General features: G+C 65.2%; 20 protein-coding genes, 1 tRNA gene and 1 pseudogene. 6 read left to right on the top strand and 16 right to left on the bottom strand.

All coding sequences use genetic code 11. The annotated features are described in order from the left end of the window. Positions 1–5: 5 nt before the first annotated feature. Both JNM03_RS16705 and JNM03_RS16700 read right to left on the bottom strand, forming a co-directional pair. Positions 6–884 (bottom strand): sigma-70 family RNA polymerase sigma factor, encoded by an 879-nt coding sequence (locus JNM03_RS16705; RefSeq protein WP_294038344.1) that lies wholly within the window; start codon positions 882–884, stop codon positions 6–8. Further along, on the bottom strand, positions 884–1339 hold the full coding sequence (locus JNM03_RS16700) for a carboxymuconolactone decarboxylase family protein (RefSeq protein WP_294038342.1): 456 nt from the start codon (positions 1337–1339) through the stop codon (positions 884–886). Before JNM03_RS16700 ends, JNM03_RS16705 begins: the two co-directional genes overlap by 1 nt. A 136-nt stretch (positions 1340–1475) precedes the next feature. Here JNM03_RS16700 and JNM03_RS16695 point away from each other — a divergent pair, with 136 nt between their 5' ends. Both JNM03_RS16695 and JNM03_RS16690 read left to right on the top strand, forming a co-directional pair. After that, a complete protein-coding gene (locus JNM03_RS16695; RefSeq protein ID WP_294038341.1) occupies positions 1476–1856 on the top strand; it encodes a DoxX family protein in 381 nt (126 codons plus the stop codon). 5 nt (positions 1857–1861) lie between these two features. Beyond that, positions 1862–2338 carry a hypothetical protein gene (locus JNM03_RS16690; protein WP_294038340.1) on the top strand — a complete coding sequence of 159 codons (477 nt, stop codon included), beginning with the start codon at positions 1862–1864 and terminating at the stop codon, positions 2336–2338. Positions 2339–2396: 58 nt separating this feature from the next. On the opposite strand, the gene JNM03_RS16685 is transcribed toward JNM03_RS16690, so the two are convergent. The 14 genes from JNM03_RS16685 to JNM03_RS16620 form a co-directional block, all read right to left on the bottom strand. Next, a complete protein-coding gene (locus JNM03_RS16685) occupies positions 2397–3377 on the bottom strand; it encodes a DUF6607 family protein (RefSeq protein ID WP_294038337.1) in 981 nt (326 codons plus the stop codon). Positions 3378–3400: 23 nt separating this feature from the next. Then, complete coding sequence (locus JNM03_RS16680) at positions 3401–5728, bottom strand: TonB-dependent hemoglobin/transferrin/lactoferrin family receptor (RefSeq protein ID WP_294038336.1); 2328 nt, start codon at positions 5726–5728, stop codon at positions 3401–3403. Positions 5729–5865: 137 nt separating this feature from the next. Further along, a complete protein-coding gene (locus JNM03_RS16675) occupies positions 5866–7164 on the bottom strand; it encodes a sensor histidine kinase KdpD (protein WP_294038335.1) in 1299 nt (432 codons plus the stop codon). After that, complete coding sequence (locus JNM03_RS16670) at positions 7164–7877, bottom strand: response regulator transcription factor (RefSeq protein ID WP_294038334.1); 714 nt, start codon at positions 7875–7877, stop codon at positions 7164–7166. The genes JNM03_RS16675 and JNM03_RS16670 overlap by 1 nt, the downstream gene beginning before the upstream one ends. A gap of 88 nt (positions 7878–7965) precedes the next feature. Beyond that, positions 7966–8874 (bottom strand): intradiol ring-cleavage dioxygenase, encoded by a 909-nt coding sequence (locus tag JNM03_RS16665; protein ID WP_294038333.1) that lies wholly within the window; start codon positions 8872–8874, stop codon positions 7966–7968. A gap of 107 nt (positions 8875–8981) precedes the next feature. Continuing rightward, positions 8982–9986, bottom strand: a complete 1005-nt coding sequence (locus JNM03_RS16660) for a PhoH family protein (RefSeq protein ID WP_294038332.1) — start codon at positions 9984–9986, stop codon at positions 8982–8984. After that, positions 9986–11326, bottom strand: a complete 1341-nt coding sequence (gene miaB / locus JNM03_RS16655; RefSeq protein ID WP_294038331.1) for a tRNA (N6-isopentenyl adenosine(37)-C2)-methylthiotransferase MiaB — start codon at positions 11324–11326, stop codon at positions 9986–9988. Before miaB ends, JNM03_RS16660 begins: the two co-directional genes overlap by 1 nt. A 49-nt stretch (positions 11327–11375) precedes the next feature. Then, positions 11376–12263, bottom strand: coding sequence for a 1-acyl-sn-glycerol-3-phosphate acyltransferase (locus tag JNM03_RS16650; protein WP_294038464.1), 888 nt, complete (start codon positions 12261–12263; stop codon positions 11376–11378). Then, on the bottom strand, positions 12235–12657 hold the full coding sequence (locus JNM03_RS16645; RefSeq protein WP_294038330.1) for a Fur family transcriptional regulator: 423 nt from the start codon (positions 12655–12657) through the stop codon (positions 12235–12237). Before JNM03_RS16645 ends, JNM03_RS16650 begins: the two co-directional genes overlap by 29 nt. Positions 12658–12790: 133 nt before the next feature. Further along, positions 12791–13222: a MucR family transcriptional regulator gene (locus tag JNM03_RS16640; protein WP_294038329.1), complete on the bottom strand. Its 432-nt coding sequence runs from the start codon at positions 13220–13222 to the stop codon at positions 12791–12793. A gap of 134 nt (positions 13223–13356) precedes the next feature. Next, positions 13357–13839 (bottom strand): GNAT family N-acetyltransferase, encoded by a 483-nt coding sequence (locus JNM03_RS16635; protein ID WP_294038328.1) that lies wholly within the window; start codon positions 13837–13839, stop codon positions 13357–13359. Next, positions 13836–14459, bottom strand: a complete 624-nt coding sequence (tsaB, locus tag JNM03_RS16630; protein WP_294038327.1) for a tRNA (adenosine(37)-N6)-threonylcarbamoyltransferase complex dimerization subunit type 1 TsaB — start codon at positions 14457–14459, stop codon at positions 13836–13838. Before tsaB ends, JNM03_RS16635 begins: the two co-directional genes overlap by 4 nt. Next, on the bottom strand, positions 14452–15045 hold the full coding sequence (locus tag JNM03_RS16625; RefSeq protein ID WP_294038326.1) for a malonic semialdehyde reductase: 594 nt from the start codon (positions 15043–15045) through the stop codon (positions 14452–14454). Before JNM03_RS16625 ends, tsaB begins: the two co-directional genes overlap by 8 nt. Positions 15046–15069: 24 nt before the next feature. Then, positions 15070–15648, bottom strand: coding sequence for a NifU family protein (locus tag JNM03_RS16620; RefSeq protein ID WP_294038325.1), 579 nt, complete (start codon positions 15646–15648; stop codon positions 15070–15072). Positions 15649–15711: 63 nt separating this feature from the next. Here JNM03_RS16620 and JNM03_RS16615 point away from each other — a divergent pair, with 63 nt between their 5' ends. From JNM03_RS16615 to JNM03_RS16600, 4 genes and pseudogenes are all read left to right on the top strand, one after another. After that, entirely contained in the window at positions 15712–16599 is an 888-nt protein-coding gene (locus tag JNM03_RS16615; RefSeq protein ID WP_294038324.1) for a hypothetical protein, read from the top strand. Between the two features lie 72 nt (positions 16600–16671). After that, positions 16672–16747 (top strand) — tRNA-Thr (locus tag JNM03_RS16610). A gap of 215 nt (positions 16748–16962) precedes the next feature. After that, a pseudogene (gene wecB, locus JNM03_RS16605) lies at positions 16963–17694 on the top strand (non-hydrolyzing UDP-N-acetylglucosamine 2-epimerase); the annotation flags it as partial. Further along, a partial coding sequence (locus tag JNM03_RS16600) for a 3-hydroxyacyl-CoA dehydrogenase NAD-binding domain-containing protein (RefSeq protein ID WP_294038323.1) occupies positions 17681–17914 on the top strand: 234 nt, incomplete at its 3' end. The pseudogene wecB and the gene JNM03_RS16600, both read left to right, overlap by 14 nt.

Genomic DNA, 17914 nt, shown 5'->3' with positions numbered 1-17914 from the left:
CGCCCCTAGTGCATATGCTTCAGCTTGTCGGGGTTGCGCATCACGTAGATGCCGGCGATCCTGCCGTCCTCGACCTCCAGCGCCGTGGTCTGGAACTCGCCGTCGGCCTCGCGCGTGACGAAACCCGGCAGGCCGTTGATCGTGCCGGTGTGGACGAGCGTCGAGCCGTGCTTGCCATAAAGGACCGCGAGGCTGCGGTGCAGGGCCATCACGGTGTTGAAGCCGAGCACCGGTACCATCGCGGCGGGGCGCTTGCCGCCGCCGTCGGACCACATGCCGACATCGGCCGCGAGGAGTTGGCCAAGCGCGCCCATGTCGCCGCTGCGCGATGCCGCGAAGAAGGCGCCCGCGATTTCGAGGCCACGCTCCTTTTCCAGCTTGTAGCGCGGGCGGGCGTCGCGGACATGGGTGCGAGCGCGCGCGGCGAGCTGGCGCGTGGCGGCCGGGTCGCGGTCGATCGTCCTCGCGACCTCATCGAACTCGACCCCGAAGACATCGTGGAGCAGGAAGGCCGCGCGTTCGAGCGGAGAGAGGCGTTCGAGCGCCAGCATCAGCGGCAACGTCACGTCGTCCGCCTCTTCCTCCTCGACCAGCGGGTCGGGAAGCCAGGGGCCGACATAGACCTCGCGGTTGCGGCGCGCCGACTTGATCTGGTCGAGGCAGAGCCGCGTAACGGTGCGGCGGAGGAAGGCGGTGGGCTCCCGCACCGCGACGCGATCGGTGCCGAGCCAGCGGAGGAAGGCGTCCTGCACCACATCCTCAGCATCGGCGACCGACCCGAGCATGCGGTACGCGACGCGGGTGAGGAGCGGGCGCAGCGGGTCGAAACTCACCGCCGCGTCCGCCGCCGCATCCGCTTCGCCGGAAAAGCCTTCCGGCGTCATCAGGCCGCTTTCGCCGGCGGGATTTCGTACCAGAGGTCGAAAGCGACCGCGATGCGGTTCCAGCCATTGATGATGTTGATCAGCAGCGTGAGGTTCACCTGTTCCTCCGGCGTGAAATGCGCCTCGAGCGCTTCCTTTGCTGCCCGCTGTGTGTGCCCTGCCGAGATGCGGGTCAAGGCGTCGGTCCAGGCCAGCGCGGCCCGTTCGCGATCGGTATACACCGGCGCTTCGTGCCAGGCGCCAAGAAGGTAGATGCGCTGTTCGGTCTCGCCATGCGCGCGCGCATCGACGCTGTGCATATTGATGCAGTTGGCGCAGCCATTGAGGATCGACGAACGGATCTTCACCAGTTCGACGAGCGTCTTGTCGAGGCCCTTCTCGACGGCGAAGCCGGTCGCGGTCCACTGTTTCATCAGCGTCGGGGCGGCGGTGTAGGGGTCGGTCACGCGGGTCATGTCATAGCTCCTTCATGGGGTCGTACGAGCATGACGAGACAGGGGCCGCGGATGTGACATGGCGCGCGAAAAAATTCGCACAGACGGAAAAATCCTTTAGCCTGCGTTATCGACAAACAGTTGAGGGGGTCCGGTCATGAAGTTTCTAGATGGTTTCACCGAACAGGCCTATGCGTTGCTGCGGATCGTCGCGGGGCTGTTGTTCCTTGCACATGGCGTGCAGAAATTCTTCAATTTCCCAGTCGCGTTTCCGATGCCGCTCAATCCGATGCTGCAGGCGGCGGGGGTGATCGAACTGGTCGCGGGCAGCCTGATCGTGATCGGCCTGTTCACACGCCCAGCGGCTTTCATCGCCAGCGGCATGTCGGCGGTCGGTTACTGGATAGTCCACGGGAGCAAGAGCTTCTTCCCGATCGTCAACGGCGGCGAAGCGATCGCGCTCTATTGCTTCATCTTCCTGTTCATCGCTACGCGCGGTGCGGGCATCTGGAGCGTCAACGGAGCGCGGGGGAAGTAGCACCAGTGCGTCGATCATTTTTGTGGGGCGCCGCTCTCGGCGCCGCATTAGCGCTGGGCAGCGCCGCGCTTGCCACGCTCTGGGTCAGGGATCGCGCCCAGCCCGTCTATTTGCGGATCGCCGACGACAATTTCGACGAAATGCTCGCCGCGGACTTCAAGGCGGAAGAAGGCCCGACCAGCGCGCGCTTGATTCGGCGTTGCGGAATCGGCGAATTCACGCTCGATCTGGCAATTCCAGATCATGGCGGCTCCGCATTCGTCAAACTTGAAGGGACGCCGAGATCAAAGCTCAACTGCCTTATCGGCGAAGCACGTATTCATGGGCTTTCGCTGGCCATCGTCGATGGAGAGAATAGAGAAAATTTCGAATGCCTGCCCGGTTGGCCATCGCGCTTTCGACGTTTTGACGCTGCAGACTATGGCTTCTGCCCGGACGGAAAACCTAATCCGGTATTCGGCAAAGATCGAGTGAATCCATAAAAATGGGGCGGCTCGGTGCCGAACCGCCCCAGTCATGGGCTTCACATGGCAAAGATGATCAGAGCTTGCGCGTATTCGCTTCGATCAGCTTTTTCGCTTCGGCGATCGCCTTGTCGGTCGTCAGTTTCCTGTCCTGCACCTCGTCGGCCATTTCGAGCAGGCGGCCGCTGATCACGGTTCCCGTCTCCGCCTCTTCCTGAATCGCGATGCCGCCCTTGGTGGTTGCGACGCGATCCCATTCGGCGCGGACGGCCGCCCAATAATCCTTGGTGGCGGCCCAATAGTCGTCGGCGGCCTTCACGTCATACTGGTCGTATTTGATATAGGTGTTGAGGACATATTCCTGGACGATCGGGACGAGCTTGCCGTCCTTGATCCCCATCTTCGTATTGTCCTGCCAATGGACCCAGCCGTCGGGCGAGGGCTGGTGGCGGTTGATCGAATAATAGCGGTCGTAGACGGGTTTCCGCACCGCATCGCGGCGCGCGAGCGGCCGCCACGTCCAGTTCGAACGCCAGCGGCGCACCCCGGCCTGCGTTTCGAACTGGCCCCAGCCGCCGTAGCGCGGGCTGTCGTCGACCTGATACACGGTCTGCGACCAGCGGCCGGTACGCATCTTTTCCGGGACGTCTTCCCAGGTCCACTGGCCCCGGTCCGAATAGACGAGCACCTTCGCGGGCTCATATTCCCAGTCCTGACGCCAATGCTTGATGATCATGCTCTTGTCGTCGTCGCCGGTGATGACGAGCATGTGCTGGAGCACGATCTTGCGGCCGGTGTCCTCGATCACGCGGACGACCTCGTTGCCGCCCGAGCGCTTGGGTTCGAGCACCTCATAGTCCGGGTCCCAGCGCGTCGATTCCTGCATGTTGAAGCTGACGCGGTAGTTGCCCGCCATCGCGAGGATGTCGGCGCGATCCTGTTCGAACGTGGCCGCAGCCTGTTCGGCCGCGATCGGCGGATGTGCGAACGCCGCGACGGGAAGCGCGGCCGACAGAAGCAGCAGGCCGGCGGCGAGCGAGCGATAGGTTTTCTTCATCGATGCAGTCCTTCTCTGTTTTTTTAAAAGCGATAGCTCAGCGACACACTCGCGTTGCGACCGGGCTGGGTGTAGGCGTCGGTGACGGTAGAGTTCGACGCAAGGCCGCGAACATCGCTCCACCAGCTGTATTTCTTGTCGAGGATGTTGAAGACGCCGCCGCGCAGTGTCAGGCCGTCGATGATCCGAAGATAGGCGGTGGCGTCGAGGATGGTGAAGGCTTCGGGACGGAAGCAGGTCGAACCGCTGCACACCGTGGTCGGTGCCCCAAGCTCATCGACGCCGACCGTACGCGAAACTTCCTTGCGCGCGCTGTGCGTCATGATGACCTGGCCACCGAACCGCCCATCCGGCGCGCGATAGCCCAGCCCCGCCACCAGCTTGAGCGGATCGATCGACTGGAGCGGCAGCCGCTCGAGCCCGAGCCCCGTCTGGGTACCCGTCGCATAAGATAGGGCGAGCGTCGTATATAGGCCGGACGACGCTCGCCCCTCGAAACGCGCCTCGGCCCCCTTGACCCGGACACGATCGAGATTCACGAATTGAAAGATGGCCGGATCATTCGGCAGGAAGTTCCCGCTGACCCGTTCCTGGCTGATGAAATCCTTGTAGCGCGCCGAGAAGGCGGTGAGGTCGAGGCTGATGGCGTCGCTCGTGAAGCGCAGCCCGCCCTCGAAGCTTTCGCTGCGTTCCGGCCCGAGGTCGGGATTGGGAATCGACGTATAGCCCGACGCGAGGTTGGAGAAGAACTGGTTGACCTGACCGGGCTCCGGCGCCTTGAAACCGGTCGCATAGTTGGCGAACAGCCGGACGTCGTCGGTGATCTTGAACACCGCGCCGAATTTCGGCGAGAGCCGCGAGCCATCCTGCTTTGCGCCGGCAAAGGTCGGAAGCAACGGATCGTCATCGGGCGACAGGTCGTACCAATCGAAGCGCAGGGCCGGGTAGAGCAGCAACCGCCCGTCGGCGACCGAGATTTCATCGCCGACGAACAGACCGGCGCGGGTGAAGTCGGTGGTCGGGAAGGCGCGCGTCGGGAAGGTTTCGCCGAACGGCGGCACCGTCCCGTCGCGAAGACCGCGCTGGCGCGTCTTGCTGATGTCGCCGCCGAAGACGAGGCGATGATTGATCGCACCCGTCGCAAAGTCGGCGCGCGCATCAGCGGCCGCGCCGATCACGCGGTTTTCGAAGGTGTTGAGGCGCGTGCGGTCAGCGGCGGGGGTGCGATCTTCCTCGGTATACTGATTGTCATCGCCATCCTGCCAGTAGAGCGCGACGCGCGCGAAATCGATCGCCCCCTCGCCTTCCCAGCTCCAGTCGAGCGACACCCGCTTGCGTTCACCGCTGTCGAAGCCTTCGAGACGGTCGATGCTGGCCGTGACCACGCCCAGCGCATTGCGCGTCGCGGTCACGCCGGTAAGGCCGTTGGTATAGAGGTGGGTATCGAGATATTCGCCGGTCAGACGCAGTTTGTGGCCGTTCGCTGGATCATAGACGATGCGCGCGAGCGCAGCGTTCGAGCGGCCATCCTGCGGGTTGGGAAGCGTGCGCTGCGGACCGGTGCCGGGGACAAGGCCGGAGGTCAGCGTGCCGGTGAGCGGAAGCGGAAGGACAACCCCGGCATTGGCACCCTTGTTGTCCAGTTCCTTCCAGTCGCGGCGGGTATAGGCCGCCATCACCGACCAGTCGCCGCTGCGTCCCGCAAGAATCGCAGTCTCGCTGAACTCATCGTCGGCACTGCTGTAGCTTGCACGGACGAGCCCGCCGATCGCCTTGCCCGGTTCGAGGAAATCCGACGGGTCGGAGGTGATGAAGCTGACCGCCCCTGCGAGGCCGTCGCTGCCGTAGAGCGCCGACGACGGCCCGCGCAGGATTTCGACCGACTTGATGAGGCCGAGGTCGACATAGTCGCCGCGACCCGCCGCCTGCGCGCCAAAGCTGAAGCCGTCGGGAACGCGCACGCCATCGACCTGGATCAGGACGCGATTGCCGCCGATGCCGCGAATGTTGAAGCTGTCGTTGCCGGCGCGACCGGTCGCGCCGAGCGCCGCACCAAACCGCGCCGGCTGGCGCTGGACGCTGACACCGGGTTCGAAGCGGACGAGATCGCGGATATCGGTGACCAGTTCGTCGGCGATCTGTTCGTCGGTCTTGACGGTGACGGTCACGGGCACGTCCGCCGCGTTGGTCGCGATGCGCGTCGCGGTGACGACGATCTGGTTCTTGCGGGCCAGCCAATAGTCGCCGTCATTGTCCTGCGCAAAGGCCGGCTGGGCCACAGCGGCAAGGGCGAGGCCCAGCGCGCTGCCCGCGACAAGGCGAACGGTCGACGACGAATATCGGATAGGCAAAATTCTTCCCCTGCAGATTTGCGACTGACTCGCAATAGCGGCGCATTAAGCGCCATCCGTGGCAGGGTCAAGAATTTTGCTATTGAGAATTATTCTCCTTAATGAGTAGCGTGCAATGGCGAGACAAGCGACCGGTTTCAGGCGGACAGCGGAAGGAGGACCGTGAAAACCGCGCCGCCATCGGGATGGTTTGCGACGTCGACCGAGCCGCCGATGCCCTCGACATTGGATTGAACGATCGCCAGCCCCAGGCCAAAGCCGATTCCCGGACGGCCGTCGGCATCTTCCACTTGCCCTCGATAGAGCGGATCGAACAGCCGGGACGCGGCCGCGGGATCGATCCCCGGCCCCCGGTCGTGCACCGTCAGTTCCGCGACGTTGCCAGCCCGGCGGAGTGACAGTTCGGCTCCCCCGCCATGGCGCTGCGCATTGACGATCAAATTGTCGATCACCCGCATCAGGTCGACAAGGTTGGCAACGACTACCAGCGGCGGTGCGGAAACCAGATGAACCGGCGCGGCATCGGTCGCCAGCACGGCGACTCGGTCGGCGAGCAGCATGTCGAGCGCAACCGGCTCCACCTCGCGGTCCCGTCCCCGCGCGAACTCCAGCGCGGCGGCGATGAGCTTTTGCATCTCCGCCATGTCGGCGCGCGCGAGATCCCGCGCTGCGTCGGGCAATCCCTCGATGCGAAAGGCAAGCCGGGTGAGCGGGGTGCCAAGATCATGCGCGATACCGACCAGGAGTTCGGCACGGTTGACGACGAGCGCCGCGTGGCGCCGGCGCATACCGCCGATCGCCGCAGCGAGCTGGCGCACCTCGGCGGGCGCGGTGGCATCGGGCCGGAAAGCAAGCCCGTCGATCCCGGCCTCGCGCGCATCGATGGCCAGTTGCTGGAGCGGCTGCGTGATCGACCGGACGACGAGCAGGCAAAGCCCGAACAACAGCGTCCCCGCCAGCACCAGCCAGCCAAGTGTCGTCATATGCCAGCGCGTGATGAGCGGCGGCGGGGGCAGCGTGGCCACCCGCCATCCCTGTCCCTGCCGGACGGCAAGCGAAAACCGGTCGCGCAGGTCGCGGGGAATGCCCGCGGCCCGGCCCGGCCCATAGGCCGTCGCCGAAACGCAAAGCCGGACGTCGTCCTTGTCGCGCCCAAGCGATTGCGCCAATGCGGCCGAAAGCGCGGCATCGCAACGCTCCCCCGCATTTGGCGGCGGCAGGCTGGCGGTATCTGCAAAACGCACGTCGCGCATCCCCATCCCTTGCCGCGCGGCCGGATTGTCGAACGCGGCCAACAGGTCGGGCGTGCGCACCGGCGGGCGGAACGGCGGCGGGCTGAAGAAAGTGACCATCACCGAAAGGATCGCCATGATCAGGATCGCCGCGAGGACGAGACCCGACAGGCGGAACAGGATCGACCGTCCGGCGCGCGCCATCAGTCGGCAGGCCGGGCCACGAGCGCAAGCTGATACCCTTCGCCGCGCACTGTGCGAATGAGATCGCGCCCGCCATGATCGGCCAGTTTGCGGCGCAGGCGGCTGAGCAGCACGTCGATCGAACGGTCGAACACGTCAGCCTCTTCGCCGCCCGTCGCGGCGAGCAGGCGATCGCGATCGACCAGCCGGCCGCGCTGTTCGACGAGGGCGAGAAGCAGGCGGAACTCGCCGGGCGTCAGCGCGACGTCGCCGCCGTCGGGCGCCGTGAGCTGCCAATGCGCGGCATCGAGCCGCCAATCGCCGAACTGCCAGATGGGGCCATCGCCCGTGCCCGCTTCGCGCAGCCTGCTGCGGCGGACGAGGGCGCGGATGCGCGCGAGCAATTCGCGCGGATTGAACGGCTTGGCAAGATAATCGTCGGCACCGAGTTCGATGCCGACGATGCGATCGACGTCGTTGCCGAGAACGGAAACAAGGATCACGGGCGGCCGGTCGCCGATCGGGAGCTTTGACAAGGCCGTCAATCCGTCTTCGCCCGCCATCATCACGTCGAGGACGATCGCATCGAACCGCCCCTGTTTCAGCTCGGCGTAAAGATGCGCCGCGCCAGATCCGGTGGCGACGTCGATGCCATGGCCGGCCAGAAAATCGGCCATGAGCGAGCGGATCGCGGCGTCGTCGTCGATAATAAGGACGCGCGTTTTCTGATCCACGCTGCCGCCGCCTTTCGCTTCATTCCCACCCCGCCTATCAGAAGGCCGGGCAGGAATGAAGCGTTCGCGGACGGCGAACCGAAGCGTTTCAGGTCGCAAGGCCGACCGTAGCGGTCGCGGTGTAGCCATTGGTGACATCGCCGCTCATCGCCATCGTCATGACCGAGATCTGCGCCGCACTATTGTCGCCGAAGACATTGTCGCTCGCGATCGACGTCGAGCGAAAATTGCTCTGGCTGGTCGCATAGCCCGTCGAGGCATAGACCGTCGTGCAGGCGGCGGACGGCAGCGCGAACTGCGAGATGAGCCGCGCATAGCGCCCGCTCGTCGCGTTGGCGGTGTTGGTGAACACCTCGAAATGGATGTGCGGATAGCGACCGGAATAGCAGCCCGGGAAAATCGTCGTGAAGGTGACCTGCCCGTTGGCGTCGGTCACTTGCAATCCGCGCAGATAGCTTTCGGCGGGAAGATCATAGAGCGAATACCGACCGTCCCGATCGCAATGCCAGAGATAGATGGCATAGCCCGCAAGCGCGGCACAGCCGTTGTTCGCATCGACGAGGGTGATGGTAAATGTCACCGGCACCCCTGGTGCGGTCGTGGTCGAACCGATGAAGCTCGACCGGATGTCGCTGCGCGTAACGCCCGAAACCGTCAGGACGTTCGAGGTCGCGCCCGATGAGGTGTTGGTGCCATCGGCGGGATAGGGCCCGTTGGTCTCGCTGGCATAGGCGGTGCAGGTGGATGTCGGCGTCGGAGTCGGCGTGGGTGTCGGCGTCGGTGTGGGCGACGGCGTCGGCGTGACGGTCACAGGCGTCGTCGTGGCGGCGTCGCCTTCGCTCCCGCCGCCGCAGCCCGCGACCAGGGCGGCGCCGCCGGCGGTGAACAGCAGTCCGAGCGCGCGGCGTCGGCCAAGGCGCAGCCGCTCCAGCGCCTCCATATCTTCGGCAAAGCCGCCATCTCGGTGATCGTCGCGGGTGAGAGCTTGGTCGGACATGGGGGCAGTCTCCGGCTGATTTTTTCAGCCTTTGCCTGCCCCTTCACTCTTGCGCGCAGATGTCGCGACGTTGCGCCAATGTTACAGCCGACCTTCCCCCCGGGGTGCTAGGCGCCCGGCCCCTCATAGGCATCGACGATGCGTCCGACGATCGGGTGGCGGACGACGTCGGCGCTCGTGAAGTAGCTGACGTTGATGCCCTCCAGCCCCTCGAGCCGGCCCACCGCGTCCGCGAGACCCGACGTGGCGGGAATCGGCAGGTCGACCTGCTTGGGGTCACCACAGATCACCATGCGGCTGTTCATGCCGAAACGGGTCAGGAACATCTTCATTTGCGGGATCGTCGTATTCTGCGCCTCGTCGAGGATAATGAAGGCATCGGCAAGGGTCCGTCCGCGCATGAAGGCGAGCGGGGCGATCTCGATCTCGCCCGACGCGATGCGGCGTTCGACCTGCTCGGCGGGCAGGCAGTCGTGCAAGGCATCGTAAAGCGGGCGCAGATAGGGATCGACCTTTTCCTTCATGTCGCCGGGAAGGAAGCCGAGCTTCTCCCCAGCCTCGACCGCGGGGCGCGACAGGATCAGGCGCTGGACGCTGCCGGTGATGAGCTGCGCGACCGCCTGCGCCACGGCAAGATAGGTCTTGCCGGTGCCCGCCGGGCCAAGCGCGAAAATGACGTCGTCGCGCGCGAGCGCCTGCATATAGGGAATCTGCGACGGCGCGCGGGGAACGATCGTCTTCTTGCGCGTCCGGATCATGATCGGCGGCGCCTCGTCCTTGTCATGGCGGATGATGCCGGCGAGCGTCGGCTGCGCCGACATCGCGATCACGCCATCGACAAGCCCCGCATCGACCTCCTGCCCCTGTTCGATCCGGTTGTAGAGTTCGGTGAGAACGTCGCGCGCGCGCGCCGCGGATTCCGCTTCCCCCTCGATCTGCACGCGGTTGCCGCGCGCCGAAATATAGACGCCGAGGCGATTCTCGATCGCCACGAGGTTGCGGTCAAACTCGCCGAAAAGGATGCCCAGAAGCTGCGTTCGCTCAAATTCCGCGGTCAGTCGGACGCGGTCGCCGGGTTCGGCGGGGGATGCTGCGAGCGGGCGTTTGGACATCAAGCCTCCTGCAATTGGCGCACCGTCGCGCCCAGACTGTTCGGACCTGCCGACAGGATGTCGACATCCACCATGTCGCCGATTGCGAGCCCCGGCGCAATGACATGAACCGACTGAAGCCAGGGCGACTTGCCGATCAACTGACCATCGAGCTTGCCCTTGCGTTCGAGGAGCAGGCGGGTCGTCCGGCCGACGGTCGCCGCGTTGAACGCCTGCTGCTGTTCGTTGAGCAAGGCCTGCAGCCGCTGGAGGCGCGCGTTCATCACCGCTTCGTCGACCTGATCGGCCATCGATGCCGCGGGCGTGCCCGGACGACGCGAATATTTGAAGCTGTACGCCATCGCATAGTTGGTGCGGCGCACGATATCGAGGGTCGCTTCGAAATCCGCCTCGCTCTCCCCCGGAAAACCGACGATGAAGTCGCCCGAGATCGCGATATCGGGGCGCACCGCGCGGACCCGTTCGATCACCCGAAGATAGCTGTCGACGCTGTGGCTGCGGTTCATCGCGGCGAGGATGCGGTCGCTGCCCGCCTGCACCGGCAGGTGGAGGAACGGCATCAGCTTGTCGATCTCGCCATGCGCCGCGATCAGCCCGTCGGTCATGTCGTTTGGATGGCTGGTGGTATAGCGGATGCGTTCGAGCCCATCCTCTTTCGCCAGTTCGCGGATCAGGCCGTCGAGGCCGACCGCGCGGCCGCGTTCGTCCTCGCCATCCCATGCGTTGACGTTCTGGCCGAGCAGCGTGATCTCGCGCACCCCGCCCGCGACCAGCGCACGGGCCTCCGCGATCAGGTCGGCGAAGGGCCGGCTTGTCTCCGCCCCGCGCGTATAGGGCACGACGCAATAGGTGCAGAATTTGTCGCACCCTTCCTGCACGGTCAGGAAGGCGGTCGGACGCTGGCCGCCGGCCCGTTTTGGCAGCGCCCCGAACTTGCTTTCGACCGGCATGTCGAGATCGACCGCCTTTTCGCCCGTTGCGGCCCTGGCGAGCAGTTCGGGCAAGCGGTGATAGGCCTGCGGCCCGACGACGATATCGACGCTCGGCGCCCGGCGCGCGATTTCCGCGCCCTCGGCCTGCGCCACGCAGCCGGCGACGGCGATCGTCGGGCGGCTGCCATCGTCGCGCTTCAACCGACCGATGTCCGAATAGACCTTCTCGGCCGCCTTTTCGCGGATATGGCAGGTGTTGAGCACGACGAGGTCGGCATCGGCGCCCTCGGCGGCGGCGACATAGCCCTCGGCGCCCAACATTTCAGCCATGCGCTCGCCGTCATAGACGTTCATCTGGCAGCCGAAGGATTTGACGTGGAAGGTCTTGGCGGGAGGGGTCACGGACATGCGGCCGCGTTAGGCGAAGTGGCGGCGGATTTGAAGGGGATTCGGCCGGTCATGCGGCGGTCTGATCGCCTTGCGCTTCGTACCGCACCGGCGCCACGGTGTGCGGGAACGGTCGGAGCGGCTTGCCGAGCCTCGCCACCAGCGCCTCCTCGATCCGTCGCCGCGCTTCGGCGGTAATCGCCTTGCGCCCCGGAAAATCGCGCGGGTGGAAAGGTTCGAGGAAGTGGATATCGAGCCTGAACGTGCCCGGTCGCGCCAGAATTCGCTTGGCATTGTCGATCCCCGCTTCCCCGCCGACCCAGCCGATCCATTCGGCAAGCGCGCCATAATCGAGCATCACCGGCTGGACGAGGACCGCGGGCGGCGGCGGCTCCAGCACCTGCATCATCGACGTCTTGAACGGCAGTAGCGACTGGCCGTCGGTCGTCGTGCCTTCCGGAAAGACCGTCACCGACCAATTGTCGGCAAGCGCTTCGCGCAACCGGTTGATCTGGTCGGCGACGCCCCCGCGATCCTCGCGACTGACAAAGACGGTGCGGTTGAGGCGGCAGAGCCAGCCGATCACCGGCACCCGCCCCAGTTCGGCCTTGGCGACGAAGGCCGTGCCGCTGGCCCCCGCAAGCGACAGGATATCGACCCAGCTTATATGGTTCGAGATGAAGAAGACGTCGCGGCGCAGCGGCGTCCCGTGGCGGACGACGCGCGCGCCCGCGATGCGCGCGGCCAGAAACAGGAACAGTTTTGGAAACGGCGAACCATAGCTTACGATACGGTAGAGATAGTGGAGCGGCACCAGAGCCACGAGCAACAGGAGCAGCAGCAGCACCCGCCACAGGATGCGCGCTTTCCCCCGCAGAGAAATCGGTGCCGGATGCCCCGCGGCGATCGCCGCGCGCTGCGCGGCCGGGTCAATCCTTGCGGTCGAGCCGGACGCCATAAAGCTCCATGCGATGATCGACGAGGCGGAAGCCAAGCCGTTCGGCAATCACGCGCTGCAACGCTTCGAGTTCGGGATCGACGAACTCGATGACCTTGCCGGTTTCGACGTCGATCAGATGGTCGTGATGCGCCTCGGGCGCCGCCTCGTATCGCGAGCGACCGTCGCCGAAGTCGTGGCGATCGAGAATCCCCGCCTCTTCGAACAGGCGGACGGTGCGATAGACGGTCGCGATCGAGATGCCGCTGTCAACCTTCGACGCCCGCTCATAGAGCGTTTCGACGTCGGGATGATCCTCGGAATCCGAGATCACACGAGCGATGATGCGGCGCTGCTCGGTAATGCGCAGCCCTTTTTCGTGACACAAAGCTTCAAGGTCGATGGAACCGGACATGCGGGCCTTTCCTGCTGAGCGCAGTCATATCTTTGTTCTTGAAACTGTATAGGCATGCCCCGCGCCGAGGACAAGGGCGGCTCCGCCTGGCGCCGCCCTCGCGTTGCCCCGGGTCTGCATGCCAACCGAGGATTTAAGGCTTGCGGCGCTTACGGCCGCCGCCGCGCCCCTTCGTGCCAAGGCCGATTTCCTTGGCCAACGCGCGACGTCGTTCGGCATAGTTCGGCGCGACCATCGGATAATCCGCCGGCAGACCCCATTTCGCGCGATAGTCGTCAGGGGTCATCCCGTAATGCGTCATCAGATGGCGGCGCAGCATCTTCAGCTTCTTGCCATCCTCCAGACAGATGATGAAGTCGGGCTTCACCGAAGAGCGGATGGACACGGCGGGAACCAGCTTTTCCTCCACCACCGGCTTTTCGCCGAGGTTCGACAGCGCCGCATGGACGTTGTTGATCAGGATCGCGAGGTCGGAAATCGCCACGCTGTTGTTGCTGACATGCGCCGCGACAATATCGGCGGTCAACGTAACCAGCATCTCGTTTGTATCGGATTGTTCGGCCATGATACTATTGATCCTTACGGGATTGGCATTGAAACATCGGAGGTAAATATAAGAGATTGCTGCGATCCGGACCCATTAATGCCATTTCGGATGTATTCTTGCAACAATTTTGCGATCATTCCTTGAATTGATGCCTATTCTTTCACGGCCGCGTTTGAGCGTCGCATCGTAATCGCATCGCGAATCACGCCATCGCCGCCGCGATAATAGGCCGGGCGGCGACCGCATTCGGAAAATCCGACGCTGCGATATAGGTGAATCGCGTCATTGTCCGCCCGCATTTCAAGGAAAAAGTCCTCGGCGCCCGCAGCCTTTGCCCACGCCTGCCAATCGTCCATCAGCGCGGCGCCGACGCCCGATCCCCGACGAACGGGATCGACCGCTAGCAACAACAGCTCGCTTTCCGGGCCCGCGATCCGGGCCGCGGAAAAGCCGCAAGGACGGTCGCCATCCCACGCAAGGCACACGCGCGCCGAGGGCAGCGCAAAAAGGGTCAAAAGCTGCGCGGTACTCCACGCCTCGCCATACGCGGGGTCGAAAGCCGCCTCCATCACGCGCATGATGGCCGAAAGGTCACCGATCCGCGCGGTGGCAAGGCGAACGTCGCCGACCGTCATGCGGGCGCCATCGGTTTGGCGTCGGGCGCCCGCCCGTAGATCGGGCGGGGCGCGCCGAACAGCGCGGCGGCGGGCAGACGCGCGAAGGCGCGCGCGTCGGGAAGCCGGGAGAGCGCCCTGCCCCCACCGCGCCGCGCGACGAAATCGTCCGCACGGTTGCCGATGATCAGGATATCATCGGCGCGGATCGCGTCGTCCGGAAACGCCGATTGCACGTCGCCCCTGGGGGCGAGATCGGCCGCGAAGGGTTGAACGAACCACTGACCGTGCCCGCCTTCCATCACCACGAGCGCTCCGCCGGCGGCGACGATCTCCTCCGCGGCGCCCGCCGCGACGAGCGCCGGCGTCGAAAAGCCCGAAGCGCGAATGCCCCAGCCGAGCGCCAGCGCCCGCGCTGCGGCGACGCCGATGCGCACGCCGGCAAAGCTTCCCGGCCCGCAACCAACCGCGATCGACGCGGCACGGCCGCCGCCGACAAGCTCCGCGATCAGGGGAACAAGCCGCTCGGCATGGCCACGGCCAATCACCTCGTGCCGGAAATCGACGACGCCCCCGTCGTCGACCAGCGCCACCGAACAGGCCTCGCTGGCGCTATCGATGACGAGCGTTCGTTCAGACAATGCGGTTGAAACGCTCGAAACCCGGACGCGGACTGCGTTCGAAAATGGTCGCGGGATCGCCATAGCCGAGCGTCGAAATGAAATTGCTCTTCACGGCTGGGGTATCGGCAAAAAAGGCAGCGTCCACCGCGTCGTTGTTGAAACCCGACATCGGTCCGGTATCGAGACCGAGAGCGCGCGCGGCCATGATGAAATAGGCGCCCTGCAGGCTGGAATTGCGGAACGCCGTCGCATGCGCCAGCGCCTCATTGCCCTTGAACCAGCTCCGCGCATCGGTGTGCGGGAAAAATTCCGGCAGATGTTCGAAAAATTCGGTGTCCATGCCGATGATCGCGGTGACCGGCGCACTCAGGATCTTTTGCCCGTTTGCGGGCAGCGCGAGCGCCGCGAGCTTTTGCTTCGATTCGTCCGAAACGCACCAGATGATGCGCGCGGGCAGCGCGTTGGCGCTGGTCGGCCCAAATTTGACCAGATCCCAGATCGCGTGAAGCTGCGCCTCGGATACCGGCTGATCGAGATAGCCGTTGTACGTGCGCGCTGTGCGAAAGAGCTGGTCGAGGGCGCTGTCGGAAAGCGGCTCGCTCATCGGCATATCTCCTGAAAATAGAGGTCAGACGGCGTGGACGGCCGTCACTTCGGGAACATAATGTTTAAGCAGCGACTCGATGCCATTCTTCAGCGTCGCGGTCGAGGAGGGGCAGCCGGAACAGGCGCCCTGCATCTTGAGATAGACATTCCCCTTGTCGAAACCGCGATAGACAATGTCGCCGCCGTCGTTCGCCACCGCCGGGCGAACGCGCGTTTCGATCAGTTCCTTGATCTGTTCGACAATGTCCGCGTCGGCGGGGTCGTCGGCGAAGCCGCCCTCATCGTCGCCCGGCACCGAAATGCCGGCAGCGCTGGCGGGATGGAACAACGGCATATCGGCCAGGAAATGATCCATCACGATGCCGAGTACGTCGGGCTTCGCGTCCGCCCATTCGGCGCCCGGCGCGATCGTCACCGACACGAAGTCGCGCCCGAAGAAAACGCCGGTCACGTCGCCCAGCGCAAAAAGCGCGGTTGCGAGCGGCGAAGCCTCGGCCTCTTCAGGGCTTGCAAAATCGCGGGTTCCGGCCTCCATCACCGCCCGCCCGGGCAGGAATTTCAGCGTCGCGGGATTGGGCGTCGATTCGGTTTCGATCAGCATGGGGCGCATGTGGGACGCAATGCGCCTTTGTGCAAGATGATTGCCATGCGCTAGGGCGACGCTATGCGCCGCTTCACCCATTTCGCCGCCCTCGACTGGTCGGGCGCGCGCGGGCTTCGCCAGCGCGGTATCACGCTCGCGGTGGCGAGCGGAGCCGCCGCGCCGGCCTTGGTGCGCCCCGGCCATGTCTGGTCGCGCGCCGAAATCCTGGCGTGGCTGGAAGCGGTTGCGGCGTCCGGCGCCGACATGCTGATCGGCTTTGATTTTTCCTCCGCGTTCGCCTTCGCCGACCGCGGCGCCTATTTTCCCGAATGGACGGAGAGTCCGGCCGATATGGTCGCGCTATGGGCGCTGGTCGAACGGCTGGCGGCGCACGATCCGCACTATGAAATCGGCGGGTTCCTTGCCCACCCCGAGGCGCGCCGCCATTTTCGTCACGGGCGTTCGCGCGAGGGGCCGGGCGAGGCCGGCGACCTGTACGAGCCCGGCTCGGGCCGGCTGCGCGTCGTCGAGCGTCATCAGCGCGCGACGAAACAGGCGGCGAGCGTCAGCAACTTCAACCTCGTCGGCGCGGCGCAGGTGGGCAAGGCCAGCCTCGCCGGCATGCGGCTGCTCCACCGCCTGCGCGGTTGCATCCCGCTTTGGCCGCTCGATCCCGTCCCCGCAAACGGTCCGCTGCTCGTCGAAATCTACACCAGCCTCGCCGCGCGCGCCGCGGGCATGGCGCCGGGCCGCAGCAAGATTCACCACGGCAAGGCGCTCGACGCCGCGCTGGCCGTACTCGGGTCGCCGCGCGCGGGCATCGAGGGGCCGGTAAGCGACCATGCCAGCGACGCGCTGCTGACCGCCGCCTGGCTGCGCGCGATCGCGGATGACGATGCCCACTGGGCGCCCGCGCCGCTTACCGACCCGCTGGCCGTCACCGAAAGCTGGACCTTCGGCATCATATAGGATTTCGCGGCGTCGGCATTTTGCGATGTCAGATGTTTCCATTCGGCCGAAAAATGCTTAGGGGGGCCGGGCGCCGGCTTAGCTCAGTTGGTAGAGCAACCGCCTTGTAAGCGGTAGGTCGTCAGTTCGAGTCTGACAGTCGGCACCACGCGATATCCCGTTACCAGACGGTTATCCTGGGTTCTCGCCGACGCGGCCCGCCGATCGTCGGCGTTTCGGCCCTCCATGTGCGAACGATCCGCGCGGACCTTCGCACGGACGATTTTGTGCCGAGCCCGACTTTGCATGGGCTCCGGCGACACTGTATCCGATTGCAGCGCGCAAAAAGCTCTGCTAGCGGCCCGCCTCGTGACCTCAGGTTCCCCGGAAGAGGTGAATCGCAAGGTGGCCGGCGCGGTCGCCGACCTGCATTTCGCCCCCACCGAAACCGCCGGCGCGGCACTGCGCGCCGAGAATGTCTCATCAGACCGGATCCACATCACCGGCAACACCGTCATCGACGCGCTGCTCGCGACCAAGGCGCGGATCGATGAAGAGCCGGCGCTGGCCGCCGCACTCGATCCGCTACTGGGCCGTTTTGTCGGCAAGCGGATTATCGCCGTCACCTCGCACCGGCGGGAGAATTTCGGCGACGGAATGAAGGCGATCGCCGATGCCATCGCCGGCATTGCCGCCCGCCCCGATGTCGCGGTGATCTTCCCTGTCCACCCGAACCCGCATGTGCGAAACGCCATGGAGCCCATTCTGGGCAGCCTTGCCAATGTCGCGCTGATCGACCCGCTCGACTATCCGCACTTCGTTCGCCTGCTCGGCGCCTCGACGCTCGTCCTTACCGACAGCGGCGGGGTGCAGGAGGAAGCGCCATCGCTCGGCAAGCCGGTACTGGTCATGCGCGAAACGACCGAGCGACCTGAGGGCATCGAGGCCGGCACCGCCCGGCTCGTCGGCACCGACAAAAATCGCATCGTTTCGGAAATTTTCAGCCTTTTGGACGATGAAGGCGCCTATAGTGCCATGGCTCGCGCGCATAATCCTTTCGGGGACGGCCGCGCGGCAACAAGAATTGCGGAGATTGTAGCGCGTGCCCATCGATAGCGACCAGACGGTTACCGTTCTCGGCCTCGGCTATATCGGCCTGCCGACCGCCGCGCTGATCGCGCGCTCGGGCAGCAAAGTGACCGGCGTCGACGTCAGCCAGCACGTCGTCGATACCGTCAACAACGGCAAGGTGCATATCGAGGAAGTCGACCTCGATGGCTTGGTCCAGGGCGTCGTCACGCGCGGCGCGCTCGTCGCGTCGATCGAAGTCGTGCCG

The sequence above is a fragment of the Sphingopyxis sp. genome (genome assembly GCF_016793825.1).
Taxonomy (GTDB): Bacteria; Pseudomonadota; Alphaproteobacteria; order Sphingomonadales; family Sphingomonadaceae; genus Sphingopyxis.
This window is presented reverse-complemented; position numbering and strand designations above follow the sequence as displayed.